The sequence below is a fragment of the Rhodoferax bucti genome (assembly GCF_005876985.1).
GTDB classification, from domain to species: Bacteria; Pseudomonadota; Gammaproteobacteria; order Burkholderiales; family Burkholderiaceae_C; genus Allorhodoferax; species Allorhodoferax bucti.
The window spans coordinates 365309-380597 of the sequence record NZ_VAHD01000002.1 but is presented as its reverse complement, the minus strand read 5'-3'; the positions used below and the strand labels follow the sequence as shown (position 1 = coordinate 380597).

Below are 15289 nucleotides of genomic sequence, written 5' to 3'. Positions count from 1 at the left end.
GCAGATTCAGCGGCTCAGCACCGGGGTGGCCAGCGCCTCCCAGGCGGACCACACGGACTCCACATCCGGGCACGGTTGTGCGACCACGCTGCATTGCCGCGCGGGCTTGCCGCGTGCGTCCAGCGCCGCCGGGCCAGTGCGCCAGGCGGTGTCAAAGTTGTAGATTTGCACATGGGGCAAGTCCAGCGCCACCGCAATGTGGCTCACGCCACTGTCCACGCCCACCACGCCGGCGCAGTGGGCCAAGGTGTCAGTGAGCACGTCCAGCCCCACGGCAGGCAGCACCCAGGCCTCGTCGACCCCGGCGGCAATCGCCTGGCTGGTGGCCAGCTCGCGGGCGCCGGCATGGGGCAAGGCCACGCTGAAGCCGGCATCGTTCAATCGGCGGCCCAGCGCAATCCAGTGCTCCAGCGGCCACTCTTTGTCAGCCCGTGAGGTGCCATGCACCAGCGCCACCAGCGGCTTGCGGGGCACAAAGGGGTTGTCGGCATGGCCCAGGTGCTTGGGCAGCGGCGCGCTCAAGGCGCGAGCCTGGCCCACCAACCCGAAGCGCAGCGCATCCGCGGGCGTATAGCCCAGCGCTTTTGCACACAGCAAGCGGCCGCGCTGTACGGCATGCACATGGGGCTCCAGCGCAATGGCCGTATCTGCCACCCAGCGAGTCGGCGCCTCGTAGCCCGAGCCTTCGGTCTGGTTGGCCATGGCGTAGCGGCGCCCCTCGGGCGTAGTACGAGCCAGCCACGCTACCAGCGCGGATTTGCTCAGGCCTTGCAGGTCGATCACCGCGTCATAGTCGTCTTGCTGCAGGTCGGCCTTGAAGCTGCGCCAGGCGGCACGGGTAGCCGCGGCGAATGGCTTTTTGCTCCAGGCACGGAGTTCGCAAGGGATGACCCGCGACACGCCCTCGCAGCGCGCCACCAGTGGCGCAAAGCCGCGCTCTACCACCCAGTCGATGCGGGCTTTCGGAAAAGCAGCGCGCAGGTCTTGCACCGCCGGCATGGTGTGCACCACGTCTCCCAAGGACGAGAGCTTGACGATCAAAATCTTTTGGGGCGCTTTCAATGGGCCGCCTCCATGAGTGCGGCGTCGGGCTGGATGCGTCGCACCCATCCCATCAGCAGGGCCTGAATGCGGGCCAGCGCTTCGGGCGTGCGCCCCTCGCAGCGCATTACCAGCACCGGTGTGGTGTTGGAGGCGCGCAGCAGGCCGAAGCCATCGGGCCAGTCCACGCGCAGACCGTCCACGGTGTTGGGGCGGGCATCCGCATCCAAGGTCAAATTCGCCAGCAACTGCGCCACCAGCGCATGCGCCTCGCCCTCCTGGCAGGCAATGTGCAGCTCGGGGGTGATGTAGCTGTCGGGCAGCGCGTGCAGCACGGCGTTGGCGTCCGCACTGCGGCTCAGCACTTCCAGCAGGCGGCAGGCGGCATACGTGCCATCGTCAAAACCGAACCAGCGGTCGCCAAAAAACACATGACCACTGATTTCGCCGCCCAGGGGCGAATTCAAGGCGCGCATCTTGGCTTTGATCAGGGAGTGACCGGTGCGGTCCATCACCGGCACGCCACCGGCAGCCTCAATCACGGGCGCCAAGCCTTGGCTGCATTTGGCATCGAACACCACGGCTGCACCGGGGTGGCGCGTTAGCACATCGGGCGCCAGCAGCATGAGTTGCCGGTCGGTATGGATGGTGCGGCCATCGCGGGTGACGAGGGCCACGCGGTCGCCATCGCCGTCCCAGGCCAGGCCCAGTTCGGCATCGCCCTCACGCAGGGCGCGCACCAGGTCAGCCAAGTTTTCAGGGCGACTGGGGTCGGGGTGATGATGAGGGAAATGCCCGTCCACCGCGCTGTGCAGCTCTTGCACCTCGCAGCCTACGGCGCGCAGCACCGCCGGTGCGCTGGCACCGGCCACGCCATTGCCGCTGTCCACCACCACCTTCATGGAGCGGGCCAGTTGAATGTCTTGGACTATGCGCTCGCGGTAGGCGGGCAGCACATCGACGCGCTGCACCGGCTGTGCCGGCCATGCCTCATCCGCAGACACCGCATCGTCCGGTCGCGCCAGCAGCGCCTCCATGCGCAAGCGCAAGTCCTGCACCGCATCGCCATACAAAGCCTGGCGGTGCAGCACCATCTTGAAGCCGTTGTCGTCTTTGGGGTTGTGACTGCCCGTGACCTGGATACCGTGCGGGCACAGGGTATGGGTCGCAAAGTACAGCTGGGGCGTGGTGGTTTGGCCGATGTCAATCACCTGCACACCCGCCACCGACAAGCCTTGCATGAGTGCCTCTGCCAAGGCGGGGCTGCTCAGTCGCCCATCGCGGCCCACGGCCACGGCCTCACCGCCCTGCTCGTGCACCAGCGCCGCAAATGCACGGCCCAGCAGGTGCGCCACCGCCGGCGTCAACGTGGAGGGCACGGTGCCGCGGATGTCGTAGGCTTTGAAAATTCGGGGGGACAGGTGCATGCAGCTGAGCGGGTAAGGGCCGGTTCCGCCAGAGGGCGGGTGGGCAGGATTGTAGGCGGCAGCCACATGTCCGGAAACGGCTACTCCGGGCGCAGGCGCTGCGTATCATCCGTCCCATGCCCCGCCACGCCACGCACCCGCCCGCCCCAGCGCCTGCCACCGGTCCACACGACTCCCTGGCGGTGGACGATGCCGGCCGCTACCTTGCTCTGAAGGCGCGGGATGCGCGGTTTGACGGCCGGTTTTTCACCGGCGTGACCAGCACCGGCATCTATTGCCGCCCCGTCTGCCGGGTCCGCACACCCAAGCCGGAGAACTGCCGGTTTTTCGACCGCGCGGCGCAGGCCGAGGCGGCCGGCTTCCGGCCCTGCCTGCGTTGCCGACCCGAGCTGGCTCCGGGTGCCAACCGCTGGCACAGCCCCCACGCCTGGACCACCCAAGACGCCAGCAGCCTGCTGGCGCTGCAAGCCGCCGAGTTGATGGACACGGCCGCCGCCTGGAGCGACGAGCCCATCAGCGCGGCCGGCGTGGCGCAGCGCATGGGCATCAGCGATCGGCATTTGCGCCGTATTTTTGATGCGCACTGGGGCGTCTCGCCCTTGCAATACCTGCAAACCCGCCGCCTGCTGCATGCCAAGCAATTGCTCACCGACACCACGCTCCCGGTTGCCGAGATTGCCCAGCTCAGTGGCTATGCCAGCCAGCGTCGTTTTCACACCGCGTTTCTGGCGCATTACCGGCTCCAGCCCACGGCCTTGCGCAAGCAGGCGGCAGGCAGCGCGGTACAGGCCGCCCACGCGGCCGGCGAGCCCCAAAGCGGATTCACCCTGCACGCGGCCTACCGCCCGCCGCTGGACCACCACAGCCTGCTCCGGTTTTTTCAGCAGCGGGCACTTGCCGGGCTGGAACTGGTGGACCCTGCCGCCGGCACCATGGCCCGCACCCTGGCGCTGCGCCACCGCGGCAGCACCTTACGCGGGGTGGTAGCAGCCCGCTGGCAACCGGCACACCACCGGGTGGAGTTACACATCAGCGCAGCGCTGGCCCCGGCCCTGCCCGGCGTGCTGGCGCGCATGCGCGCTTGGTTGGACTTGGATGCCGACCCGACGTACCTGGAGCCTTTGCTGGCCGCGGACTTCCCCGAGGCCATCGGTGTGCGGGTTCCCGGCAGCCTGGATGGTTTTGAGTTGGGCGTGCGCGCCATTCTGGGTCAGCAAATCACCGTGCAAGCCGCACGCACCCTGACCCAGCGCCTGCTGGAGCCTTGGGGAGCCCCCCTGGAGTCCGCATGGCCCGGACTGCAGCTATGTTTTCCGGATGCTGCCACTGTAGCCCGCATCCCGCCGGACGCGCTGGGTGCCATGGGCATTGTCAAATCCCGGCAACAGGCCCTGATTGCACTGGCACGCGCCGTAGACAGCGGCACATTGGCCTTGCACCCGGGCGCCCCGGTAGAGGCCACCCTGCAAGGGCTGCTGGCACTGCCGGGCGTCGGCCCGTGGACCGCACATTACATTGCCATGCGGGCCTTGCGTTGGCCAGACGCCTTTCCCGCCGGGGACGTGGTGGTGCAGCAAGTGCTCGGTGTGCGCGACGCGCCCCACCCCGCCCGTGCAGCCGAGGCACGCTCACAGACGTGGCGCCCGTGGCGGGCCTACGCCACAGTGCGGGCCTGGCACAGCGCTAAATAAACACTTCCTCATGCTATTAAATTCATAGCTACTCGCGCACCAATTTCAAGCACCAAAGGCCTGTTTTATGAAAATCCCTCTGTCTGCCACCATCTCCCGAGGCCACAGCCCCTGGGGCGATCTGGTGTTCGCCGCGCACGATGCCGGACTCCTCGGCATCTGGTTCGACGGGCAAAAGCACCAACCCGACTTTTCCCGTCACCACCATGCCGTGCATCCCATTGCCACTGTGGCGCAACGCCAGCTGGATGCGTATTTCGCCGGCGAATTGGCCGAGTTTGATGTGCCACTGGACCTCTCCAGCGGCACCGAATTTCAACAATCCGTGTGGCGCGCCCTGTTGGGTGTGCCCCATGGCCTTACCATCAGCTACGGGGCATTGAGCACCCGCGTGGGCAAGCCCAGCGCAGTGCGCGCGGTGGCCGGAGCCGTGGGCCGCAACCCGGTCACCGTGATCGTGCCCTGCCACCGCATCATTGGCAGCAATGGCGCACTCACCGGCTACGCCGGTAGCCTGCACCGCAAAGTCGCCCTTCTGGAACTTGAAACACGAAAGCACTGAGTGAGCACCTCCACATCAGCCCCCGCCTCCGCCCCGCGTACCTGGGTGATCGACTTCATCGTATTGGCCGCCATCTGGGGTGCCTCCTTCTTGTTCATGCGCACCAGCGGCAAAGCCTTTGGTGCCCTGCCCACGGCCGGGCTGCGGGTGATGATTGCCAGTCTGTTTTTGCTGCCCCTGCTGGCGGTACGCGGTCAGCTCCCCGCCTTGCGCCAGCACTGGAAGCTCAGCTTTACCGTGGGCGTGCTGAACTCCGCCATTCCTTTTGCCTGCCTGTCCTGGGCCCTGCTTTCTATCTCCACCGGTTTGTCCGCGCTCATCAATGCCACCGTCCCGCTGTTTGGTGCGGCCATTGCCTGGTGGTGGCTGGGTGACAAATTGCAGGGCTCACGGGTGTTGGGCCTGGTCATCGGCTTTGCGGGCGTGGCCTTGCTCGCTTTGTTTCGCGACACCGGCGGCGGCCATGCAGAGGGTGCCAGCGGCTGGCAGGCCATTCTGGCTTGTCTGACAGCCTGCTTCTTCTATGGGCTGTCTGCCAGCTTCACCCGGCGCTTTCTGCCCGGTGTGCCCTCTCTGGTGCTCGCGACCGGCAGCCAGCTGGGCGCATCGCTGGCACTGCTGCCTCTCACCTGGTGGGCGTGGCCTGCAGAGGCAGCGCCTGCGCAGGCCTGGGGTGCCGTCATCGCGCTCGGCGTGGTCTGCACCGGTTTGGCCTATGTGATTTTCTTTCGCCTGATTGAGCGCACCGGCCCTTCCCGTGCCCTGTCGGTTACCTACGCCATTCCGATGTTTGCCATCCTGTACGGGGTGCTGCTTTTGGGGGAGTCTGTGACCCTGTGGATGGGCATATGCGGCGCCATCATCATGCTAGGCACCTCGCTCTCCACCGGCTTGATTGCGTGGGGAAAAGCACCCGCGGGGCGCAAGCCCTAGAGCAAGCCGGCCATGACGTTGATGCTCAAGGCCAGCACCAACATATTGAAAGCAAACGCGGCCAGGCTATGCAGCAATGTGAGGTGGCGCATGGGCCTCGAAGTCACCACCACGTCCGACACCTGGGACGTCATGCCCACCACGTGGGCGTAGTATAGAAAATCAAAATAATCCGGTGGCAACACCCCGGGGAATTGCAGGCCGCCCCCGGCCGGGTGCCGCCCCAGCTCTGACTGGTAGTACAAATGGGCGTACCTGAAGGCAAAGATGCACTGCATCAACAGCCATGAACTCACCAAAGCAAGGGCAGATACCGCCACATGCCCCACCCGCACCCAAGGCCCCATGTCCCGGCTGTTGGACAACAGCATGGCAATTGCAGCCACGCTGGCAAATACCGACATCAGCAACAAGCTAAACCACACGGCACTGGGTTGATCTTGCGACTGTGCCCGGGCCTTGGTACGGGGTGCGTCAAACACCACCGCCAGCCACCACGCGAGGACGACATAAGTGCTCGCTCCCAGAGTCCACGCCATCAATCCCTGAAGACCTGAGCTCCACGGAGTGGGAACAAAAGCCGCAACCAAACCGACACTGGCCCCGAGCAGCAAGCGCTGGTGTCCGGTAGTGTGTGAAAGACGCTGCAACAACATGCTCGGATTGTGCATGCGCGGTTCATGCGCACAAACTGCGAGACAACAAAAAAGCCGATGCATTCGCATGCATCGGCTTTGTAATTTGGCGGAGTGGACGGGACCTACCGGAAAAAAAGCCCGTTTTCCCTCTGTGCAGCTGTGGGTGGCAGCACAAAAACACGAAAAAAACCGATACCTAAAATGCTACCACGATGGGCGGCGGTTAGGAACTTGGACGAGACTCCGACTGCGAGTCTCACAGCCATGCGATCTGCTGACGGTGCTGACAGTGCTGACGCTTGCTGACAAGCCCGTCAGCACTCTAAGTCATTGAATTCATTAAGGAAATTGCAATTTGCTGACATGCTGACGCCGTTGGGCTACGCCGGTCAGCAGCGAGTCGCGGTTCAAGGGCATAACCACTTCCGACGCCGTGGCTGCTGACATTGCTGACGCCTGTTGACGAGCCTGTCAGCACGGTAAGTCATTGATTTTATTAAGGAAAACTTAGTTTGCTGACATGCTGACGTTTACCCGTCCTAGGAACTAAACTCTTGAAACCCCTTGATTGCTGACGTTTTTGAAATAAAGTCAGCAAACTCATTGACTATTGCTGACGATTTTCGTAAACTGTCAGCAGTTCATCACAACAAGGAGGCAAATATGAAGAAAACAGAGAATCCCATTGAGTCGTCCACCCCTGCGGTGGCACCCCTGCCGGTAGTGTCTGGGGTCTACGAAATCAAGACCCCCACGGGCGACGGCCGTGCAGCCTTAGAGGCGATGGCAGCAGCATCCCCGGTGCCCACCTATGTCTATTCGCAAGAGCAGGTTGACGATCTGATCGTGAACACCCTCGCCCCTAATGAGACGCTATGGCGGGCTTTCGCCAAACCCAGCATTCACGGCAAGTTTGTTCAGGCAGCCATTGACCCTACCCGGTCGATGGTGCGTTCCATGCTGTCTGTGGTCGCTGGCGGCAAGTGGCCAACACTGGATGCCTGCATCCCTCCCGGCAGCATCTTGGACGATGTGGACCGCATGTTCTACGAAGGAACAGACATCCCGCGAGAGCTGCCGTTTTTCACGGTGATTCACTACATTGCCGCGATGCTGTTGCAGCAAGATGTGCAGATCGAGGTCGAGGGCCGCACGACCCGGCCCGACATCTGGACCATTGCACTCGCACCATCCGGTGCAGGCAAGACGTTCACGCAGAACGTCATTGAGGAAATTTTCGGCAAGGGCGTGCGGCAGTTCCCCGAAGCGGCGTCAGCGGCCAAGTTTGTCGAGTGCCTGCGAGACAACAACCATTCGTTGTGGCTCCGCGATGAGTTCGCTCAATACCTCAGCTCCGTGGAGACACAGAGCCACATGGCACAGGTCAAAGACTTCCTGCTCCGCACCTACGACAACAACGACATCGAACACCGCACGAAGGAAGAGGATGTCATCGTCGAAGACCCGGCCCTGACGATCTTCGGCACGACACCATTTGCGACGATCAAGAACTATCTTTCGAGCGAGTCCTTGGTGGACGGCTTCGCCCAGCGGTTCGCGTTCGTGGTTGCTGAGCGTGATGAGCGTCGCATCAAGCCAATCTATCGCACCAAGGCACGGTTGCCCCAAATCCAAGAGAAGTGGGCCGCGAACCTCGCCACGCAGTTCCACAAGGTTTATCACGTCGATGACGTGGGCATCGCAGCCTACGAGGAAGCGTTCTACATGATCGTCGCTCGCAGCGGCTCGGAGTCCATCGACGAGAGCTTCTCACGTCGCATCATGTGGCGGTCCCTCAAATACGCGTTGATCTACCACGTCATCACCGGCAAGACCGACAACGTGTTGCACGCCGAAGACTTGACGTATGCCGCCCGTTTGGCTGCACTGAACCTGCGTGATCTTCGCAAGGTGCTGGACCAATACGACATGCCTGTCTTCAACGACATCTCGAAGAAGGCCAAATCGTTCGTTGAACGTCGTGCCGCCAGCGGCTTGAAGACGAGCAAGCGTGATCTGGTCGCTGGTGTGCGTGGCGTGGGCAAGGCTACCGAAGCTCAGGAGATGCTCGAATTCCTTGCGGATGACCCGGCACTTGCTCCGCACATTGAGCTGGCCGCAGCCCGAAAAAGCAACAGTGGCCGCTCGTCCTACTGAGCTGAACATTGGCCGGGCGGAGATTGACACCTCGCCCGCCCGGCTCAAGACTGGTTCCAGTTCATGGAGGAGTTGCATGTCCAACACACTGATACCTAGCCCGATGATTACAGCGAGTGAGCTGCTTCACGTCAATCTTGACTCCATGCAGCTCGACGATCTGATTGAGCATCAGCGGGAGGCGTTGGACGCGTTAGCGGAGCTGAACGACCGCCTCAATCTGCCGGGACGCAAGAGTGCGGATGAACGCCGCAACATGACCCGGCTGTGGAAGGCCCTGATGGTGCACTTGGCACAACTCCGCGATCTGATCAACGCACGCAAGGCCGCAATGGCCTTGGTGCAGGCCGCTCAGGCGGAAGGGGCTGTCAACACTATGCACGACAGCCGCCCTTTCCGCCACTGACCGCGACCGCCAACTGAGCGGGGTGGAGTTGGATCGCTTGCGATGCAGCTCCACCCCGCTCCATCTTTTGCGAGCCGCCAATGCTGGGAACGATGCCACGCAGGGCATGGTTCCCAGCTCGGCGAGCTGCCGAGGCGTGAGCCTCGGCACATGCCCCCCGCCCTCGTAGGGCGGGGTTGGGGGTGGGTCGAACAGAACCGAGCTTCGCTCGGTGTAGTGAGTAGACCGAACGTTCAGACGGGCGGGCGTGCCATCTTCGGCTGCTCGCGGTATCACTGCGGTATGACTACGACACATACCGCAGGCCATCCGTCAGCACCCGCGTATGCGGTGCTGAGGGTGGATCGCCGCAAGGCGAAGGCCATGGCTGCCATCGCGGCAGCCAGCGGCCACCAACTCCGCACGAATCCGCCGCCAAACGCCGATCCCAACGCACCGCCGCCTATCGTGATGCACCTCGCCGCAGGCAAGACGCCTTACCAAGCGGCCCAACATCTGCTCAATGGTGCGGAGCGACGGAACCGCGACACGGTGCTGTGCCGAGAGATAGTTCTGTCGGCGAGCCCGAGCTACTTCCGGCCCGGTCGGGAGCACATGGGCGGCGTCTATGAACCGGAGCGATTGAAGGCGTGGGCCTCGGCGGCGTTGGCATGGGCCAAGCGGACTTGGCCGGACCAGCTCGCATCCATGGTGCTGCATGCCGATGACGAAGTTACACCGCATGCCCACCTGCTAGTGGTGCCACGCACACGAACCGCAGCGGGTGCATGGAAGCTCAACAGCAAGGCCCTATTTGACAAGGAACGGCTACGCGAATTGCAGACCAGCTTCGCCGAAGCTCTGCAACATCTGGGCATTCGACGCGGTGAGCCTGGCAGCCAGGCCAACCACACCGAAGTGCGTCAGTTCTACGGGACCATCCAGCAGGCCAAGGACTTGCCACAACGAGCCGCCATCCCTGCGGCACCGAAGCCGCCGACGCGGCCCGAGGGCCTTGCTGCTGGTGCATCGAAGGTCGGCGAGGCCCTAGGCATTGAGACGGCCTACCAGAAGGAGGTCAAGGCACACGAGGCAGCCATGCGGGCATGGCGTCAGACCGTCAAGGAGCTACTTCAGGCAGACACACAGGCGTGGGATCGCATGCGAGCCATGGCGTCGGTGGCACCCATCAAGCAACGCAGCCAGCGTCAGGCGACTCCCTCGCCTACCGTCCAGCCATCCCCAAAAGTGCAATCAAGTCCAGCTCGTCCGCGTCCTAGATGAGGCATTCGACCAAACGCCGAGAGATTAGGGGGTATGCCTATCCCTTACCCATGGTCTGATCGGGTCTCCTAGGCCGTTCTATGAGGTCAGTTTTCTGCGGCCCACACCTGCCGCCCGCATATCGAGAGGTTGGCTCGATAATCGAGCTATGCCTAGACGGAAAACGATCACCGAACCTCGCCTGAGAGTTCATGTCATGCATGGTGTTGCCATCGGCCCCGGCAAGGCAGCGTTGTTGGAAATCATCAGCATTACAGGTTCCCTCAGCGAGGCTTCACGAGTCCTCGACATGAGCTATCGAACGGCATGGCAACTGATAACGAGCATGAACGACAGTTTTGCTTCCCCATTGGTGACCCTCACCAAAGGCGGCAGCAGTGGCGGCGGTGCGGCCTTGACTGAAAGAGGTTGGGCTGTGCTCGATGTCTACAAAGACATGGACCAGAAAGCCAGAGACGCTGTTGCAGAGGGTGCCAAGCAGCTCGAAGCATTGATGCGATCCTAGCAGGGCGTCGGTGGGCTGGCAGCACCGATATGTTTTAATCAGCATATCGGAGACGACCCATGTCTGCACACGACATCATCACTGCATTCTTGATCTTGCTGGCTGCGTTGCTCTATGCATCTGTCGGCCATGCCGGTGCGTCCGGCTACTTGGCGGTCATGGCTTTGATGACAGTTCCGCCCGAACAGATGAAGGTGTCGGCCCTTGGCCTCAATGTGCTGGTAGCGATGATCGCAACGGTCCGTTTCTACCGTGCAGGTGCTTTCTCGGCTCGGCTGTTTTGGCCGCTCGCCGTTGCTTCGGTGCCAATGGCATACATAGGGGGAACTCTGACGCTGCCCGGACACATCTACAAGCCGGTGGTTGGCGTCTTGCTGATCTACGCGGCGGTCAAGTCGTTTGCGACAGCAAAGACAGCCGCAACTGCCGAGATTCGCTCTGTCGCTACGCCCATCCTGCTTGCAGTGGGTGCGGCCCTAGGCTTGCTCTCGGGCCTTACTGGCGTTGGCGGCGGCATCTTCCTCAGTCCCATACTCATCTTCTATCGTTGGGCCAGCACCAAGATCGTCTCTGGCGTTGCAGCGGCGTTCATCTTGGTCAACTCAATAGCGGCTCTGGCCGGAGTGCTCACCAATTCCTACGCCATCCCTTCCTCGCTCCCCCTGTGGGCCGTTGCCGCCCTGCTTGGGGGCTTCATCGGTGCTGAGTTCGGCAGCAGACGGCTGGGCAATCCCAACATCCAGCGACTGCTGGCGTTGGTGCTGCTCATTGCAGGCATAAAGATGATGCTGACAGCAGCGAGTTGAGGGACTGGGGGCATGCCAAGCCCTTACCCATGGTCTGATCGCGTCTCCTAGGCCGTTCTGTGAGGTCGGTTTTCACGGATTTGCGTCGAGGAACGTTGAAATATCGTCACCTTCGCTCAATGCGTTCCGAAATGCCGCCTCTTGGCGTGCATCGGCCATGCGTCGCTCAAACTCGGCGGCAGAGTTCAGCAGCTCGAAGTCATCGGCATCAATGGCCGAAAGCACCGCGAGGGTGCTCCGGTCCTCGCCTCGCATGACGGCGAATTCCAGCCGTCCGCTGGGATACTCGTCAAAGATGGCCTGCCACGGCTCCATCAGGCAAACGCGATCAGGTCCAGCAGCTTGATCTGACTCGGCTCCACCAATGCGGCCAGCTCTTGCAGTGTGTATGGCTCGGAGTAGACGGCCACATTGACGTGCTCGATCTCATGGCCCATGAACTGGCACCGTGCCTCGAAGGGCACCTTCTCACGAATGAAGAAGTTGTTGAGGGTCTTGCGAAGACCGTGGAAGGTCAGACCTTCATCACCCAGACCTACGCTCTCCAAGTGCGGCGTGAGCATCTTGCGTATGGGGTCGGATGACCCCTTACCGTCTGGACGGCTGGTGAAGCCGAAGCCTCCGGAGTCGCTGAGGAACGTTTTCAACGGTGCATGCAGGCGTCCCGGTATGGGCACATCGCGTGTGCCTGCTGCGGTCTTGTCGCTCTTCACGCGGATGTAGGGCACACCCTCCATGGAGACCCGCACATCCTTCGCCTTCAACGCTGCCAGAGCGGACACGCGGATACCCGTGATGATCCCTGCAATCGCGATGAACCGAAACGCTGGCTCTGTGGTGGCGAACTCTCGGAAAGCATCGCAGTCATACATCTGCTTGATGTCTTCGAGCTTGAAGAAGGCCAGCCCGCCCGAGTTCTTCTGCTTGCGTGTGAGCAGGTTTCGCTCGGCTGCCGGGTTCTCGCCCACAAAGTATTTCTGCTTGATGGCGAAGTTGAACAGTGCCCGCAGCGTGCCCACCTTCTTGTCCACAGTTCTCTCGGTGTTGCCACGGTCGGAGAGCCACTCCATGTAGGCCGTGATCTTGTCGCCGTCGATCTTCGACATGATGGGCTTGCCTGCCCATTCATCGAACTGCTTGACCGTGGCCTCGTAGTCGGTCTTGGTCCCCGCCGATACCTTCTTCTTCATGGACAGGAACTTCACCAAGAACTGCGTCAGCGTCAGCTCGACCTCATGCAGTTTGAGGTTGCCGCCCGCAGCGGGGGCCGACGCCTGAGGCGTCTTCTGAAACGCCCCTGAGATGGCCCCTATGCGGTCAATGGCAGCCATCAGGTTGTCATGGTCCTCCTTGGTGCCATCGGTTTCCATTTGACCCGTCTGCGGGTTCAGCTTGTATTTGCTGAGCTTGCCCGAGAAGTCGAAGTCGCTCACGTTCGGGTTGTCTCCCTTGATCGCCATATGCACTACCTCCATGATTTTTATGGCTCTCAGTGTAGCGATGCGGGGATCAGCAGTGCGTAGGGTTCGCTTGATCTGTATGCCCTGCACGCGGAAGTGCACGACATAGGTGTTGCCAAGCATGTAGATGGGCAGTGATAGAGCCATGGTTTGCTACCAAAACTGCTACCACCCCAAAAAACACGATCCAAACCCGAAAGCAAAAAACCGTTGCAAATCAATGACTTGCAACGGTTTTTCTCGTTTTGGCGGAGTGGACGGGACTCGAACCCGCGACCCCCGGCGTGACAGGCCGGTATTCTAACCAACTGAACTACCACTCCTGGTAGCGGTAACCATTCGCTCGTTGTCTTGCAACGCGGAGCCAAGTCGCTTCCTTGCAGAAGCTGTTACCGACTTGTTGCCGTTCACCTTGCGGTAAAACTTGGCGACCCTACGGGGATTCGAACCCCGGTACTCACCGTGAAAGGGTGATGTCCTAGGCCTCTAGACGATAGGGTCAAAACCTAGAAAACTCTTCAAGAAAAAAGCCGTTGAATGCTCAACGGCTTTTTTCAAATTTGGCGGAGTGGACGGGACTCGAACCCGCGACCCCCGGCGTGACAGGCCGGTATTCTAACCAACTGAACTACCACTCCTGGTAGCGGCAACCATTTGCTCATCGTCTTTCGACTCGGAGCCAAGTCGCTTCCTTGCAGAAGCTGTTACCGACTTGTTGCCGTTTACCTTGCGGTAAAACTTGGCGACCCTACGGGGATTCGAACCCCGGTACTCACCGTGAAAGGGTGATGTCCTAGGCCTCTAGACGATAGGGTCAAAACCTTGGAACGTATCCGTTTCAGAAGAATTGGTGGAGGTAAGCGGGATCGAACCGCTGACCTCTTGCATGCCATGCAAGCGCTCTCCCAGCTGAGCTATACCCCCAATTTCCTGAACACATTGCTAAATTTTGTTTGGCTTTGCATTCAACTTCCGAGCCTCAAATTATATACAAGTTTTTCAGGCTTTAGCAAGTCGAGCCAAAACTTTTGTTTTTCCGCTGAGTTCGAGCACGGCATCCAGCGAAGGAGTCTGGGCAGTGCCCATCACCAGCACACGCACGGGCATGGCCAACTGGGGCATCTTGAGGCTGTGCGCGGCCAACACTTCTTTGATCACCGCCCCAATCGAGGCTTTGTCCCATGTGCACGCTGTCAGCTTGTCTGCCAATGTGGCAATGGCCGGCTTGACGGTATCGGTCACATGCTGGGCCAACTCTGCGGCATCGACTTGCACCTCGGCATAGAACTTCGCTGCCCACTGGGCCAGAGCCACCGTGGTATCGCAGCGGTCCTTGAGCAAGGCGCACACTTGCGGCAAATGGGTTTCGACTACATCAGCCGGCAAGTCAACACCCAGCTTGGCCAGTTGCACAGCCACCAAGGACGCTAACCGGTTGTTGTCTGCGTGCTTGATGTAGTGAGCGTTGACCCACAGCAGCTTGGCAGGATCCCACTGCGCGGGACTCTTGTTCAAATGGCTGCCATCGAACCAGCTCACGAGCTGATCGCGGGAGAACAATTCGTCATCGCCATGGCTCCAGCCCAAACGGGCCAAATAGTTCAACATGGCTTCGGGCAGGTAGCCGCCCTCTTCGTACGCAGTCACGCTCACCGCGCCACGGCGTTTGGAGAGCTTCTGGCCATCGTCGCCCAGAATCACCGGGCAGTGGCCGAACTCGGGCAGGGGCGCACCCAGTGCGTGGAAGATGTTGATCTGCCAAGGCGTGTTATTGATGTGTTCATCACCCCGGAATACATGGCTGATCTGCATGTCCCAGTCGTCCACCACTACTGCAAAGTTGTAGGTGGGAATGCCATCGGTGCGCACGATGATGAGGTCGTCAATTTCGCAGTTGCTGATGGTGATCGGGCCTTTGACCAGGTCGCTCCAGGTCACATCGCCATCCGGTGGGTTGCAGAAACGCACCACGGGTTTGACGCCCTCGGGAATGGCCGGCAAGGTTTTGCCGGCTGCGGGGCGCCAGGTGCCGTCATAGAGCGCTTTTTCACCACGGGCCTTTTTGGCTTCGCGCACAGCATCCAGTTCTTCGGGCGTGCTGTAGCAGTAGTAGGCCTTGCCTTCTGCAATCAGCTGCTCCACCACGGCCTTGTAGCGCTCCAGGCGCTGCATTTGGTACACCGGGCCTTCGTCGTATTCCAGCCCTAGCCAGCGCATGGATTCCAGAATCTGGTCCACCGAGTCCTGGGTGGAGCGGGCCACGTCGGTGTCTTCAATGCGCAGCACAAACTCACCACCGAAGTGGCGGGCATAGGCCCAGGAATACAGCGCGGTGCGGGCGGTACCTAGGTGCAAAAAGCCGGTAGGCGAAGGGGCAATACGAGTACGGATTTTGCTCAT

General features: G+C 61.3%; 14 protein-coding genes and 5 tRNA genes. 8 read left to right on the top strand and 11 right to left on the bottom strand.

Annotated features, from left to right (window positions below):
- Positions 1–6 precede the first annotated feature (6 nt).
- Together waaC and FDM28_RS08350 are read right to left on the bottom strand one after the other, a co-directional pair.
- Positions 7–1062 (bottom strand): lipopolysaccharide heptosyltransferase I, encoded by a 1056-nt coding sequence (waaC, locus tag FDM28_RS08355; RefSeq protein ID WP_240791951.1) that lies wholly within the window; start codon positions 1060–1062, stop codon positions 7–9.
- Positions 1059–2468 carry a phosphomannomutase/phosphoglucomutase gene (locus FDM28_RS08350; protein WP_138514696.1) on the bottom strand — a complete coding sequence of 470 codons (1410 nt, stop codon included), beginning with the start codon at positions 2466–2468 and terminating at the stop codon, positions 1059–1061. Before FDM28_RS08350 ends, waaC begins: the two co-directional genes overlap by 4 nt.
- Positions 2469–2584: 116 nt before the next feature.
- On the opposite strand from FDM28_RS08350, the gene FDM28_RS08345 reads away from it, so the two are divergent.
- The 3 genes from FDM28_RS08345 (at position 2585) to FDM28_RS08335 (ending at position 5654) form a co-directional block, all read left to right on the top strand.
- Positions 2585–4159, top strand: a complete 1575-nt coding sequence (locus FDM28_RS08345; RefSeq protein WP_138514695.1) for a DNA-3-methyladenine glycosylase 2 family protein — start codon at positions 2585–2587, stop codon at positions 4157–4159.
- Positions 4160–4226: 67 nt separating this feature from the next.
- The gene (locus FDM28_RS08340; RefSeq protein ID WP_138514694.1) at positions 4227–4721 is read left to right on the top strand and encodes a methylated-DNA--[protein]-cysteine S-methyltransferase; all 495 of its coding nucleotides are present in this window, start codon (positions 4227–4229) and stop codon (positions 4719–4721) included.
- The gene (locus tag FDM28_RS08335; protein ID WP_138514693.1) at positions 4722–5654 is read left to right on the top strand and encodes a DMT family transporter; all 933 of its coding nucleotides are present in this window, start codon (positions 4722–4724) and stop codon (positions 5652–5654) included.
- Here the strand turns inward: FDM28_RS08335 and FDM28_RS08330 are convergent.
- The gene (locus FDM28_RS08330) at positions 5651–6193 is read right to left on the bottom strand and encodes a DUF1345 domain-containing protein (RefSeq protein ID WP_338110182.1); all 543 of its coding nucleotides are present in this window, start codon (positions 6191–6193) and stop codon (positions 5651–5653) included. The two genes, FDM28_RS08335 and FDM28_RS08330, sit on opposite strands and share 4 nt — an antisense overlap.
- A 762-nt stretch (positions 6194–6955) precedes the next feature.
- Here FDM28_RS08330 and FDM28_RS08325 point away from each other — a divergent pair.
- The 5 genes from FDM28_RS08325 (at position 6956) to FDM28_RS08305 (ending at position 11429) form a co-directional block, all read left to right on the top strand.
- Entirely contained in the window at positions 6956–8449 is a 1494-nt protein-coding gene (locus FDM28_RS08325) for a DUF3987 domain-containing protein (RefSeq protein ID WP_138514692.1), read from the top strand.
- 145 nt (positions 8450–8594) lie between these two features.
- Positions 8595–8855, top strand: coding sequence for a hypothetical protein (locus tag FDM28_RS08320; RefSeq protein WP_138514691.1), 261 nt, complete (start codon positions 8595–8597; stop codon positions 8853–8855).
- A 42-nt stretch (positions 8856–8897) separates the two neighbouring features.
- On the top strand, positions 8898–10118 hold the full coding sequence (locus FDM28_RS08315) for a plasmid recombination protein (RefSeq protein ID WP_138514690.1): 1221 nt from the start codon (positions 8898–8900) through the stop codon (positions 10116–10118).
- 196 nt (positions 10119–10314) lie between these two features.
- Complete coding sequence (locus tag FDM28_RS08310; RefSeq protein ID WP_240791950.1) at positions 10315–10623, top strand: winged helix-turn-helix domain-containing protein; 309 nt, start codon at positions 10315–10317, stop codon at positions 10621–10623.
- Positions 10624–10682: 59 nt separating this feature from the next.
- Positions 10683–11429, top strand: coding sequence for a sulfite exporter TauE/SafE family protein (locus tag FDM28_RS08305; RefSeq protein WP_138514688.1), 747 nt, complete (start codon positions 10683–10685; stop codon positions 11427–11429).
- A 72-nt stretch (positions 11430–11501) separates the two neighbouring features.
- Here the strand turns inward: FDM28_RS08305 and FDM28_RS08300 are convergent, their stop codons facing one another.
- The 8 genes from FDM28_RS08300 to gltX all read right to left on the bottom strand — a co-directional run bounded on the left by FDM28_RS08300 (position 11502) and on the right by gltX (position 15289).
- Entirely contained in the window at positions 11502–11744 is a 243-nt protein-coding gene (locus FDM28_RS08300) for a hypothetical protein (RefSeq protein WP_138514687.1), read from the bottom strand.
- The gene (locus tag FDM28_RS08295; RefSeq protein WP_206021937.1) at positions 11744–12904 is read right to left on the bottom strand and encodes a tyrosine-type recombinase/integrase; all 1161 of its coding nucleotides are present in this window, start codon (positions 12902–12904) and stop codon (positions 11744–11746) included. Before FDM28_RS08295 ends, FDM28_RS08300 begins: the two co-directional genes overlap by 1 nt.
- 231 nt (positions 12905–13135) lie before the next feature.
- A tRNA-Asp gene (locus tag FDM28_RS08290) sits at positions 13136–13212 on the bottom strand.
- A 102-nt stretch (positions 13213–13314) separates the two neighbouring features.
- Positions 13315–13390 (bottom strand) — tRNA-Glu (locus FDM28_RS08285).
- A 60-nt stretch (positions 13391–13450) separates the two neighbouring features.
- Positions 13451–13527 (bottom strand) — tRNA-Asp (locus FDM28_RS08280).
- A 102-nt stretch (positions 13528–13629) separates the two neighbouring features.
- Positions 13630–13705 (bottom strand) — tRNA-Glu (locus FDM28_RS08275).
- Between the two features lie 32 nt (positions 13706–13737).
- Positions 13738–13813, bottom strand: a tRNA-Ala gene (locus tag FDM28_RS08270).
- Positions 13814–13888: 75 nt separating this feature from the next.
- Entirely contained in the window at positions 13889–15289 is a 1401-nt protein-coding gene (gene gltX / locus FDM28_RS08265; RefSeq protein WP_138514685.1) for a glutamate--tRNA ligase, read from the bottom strand.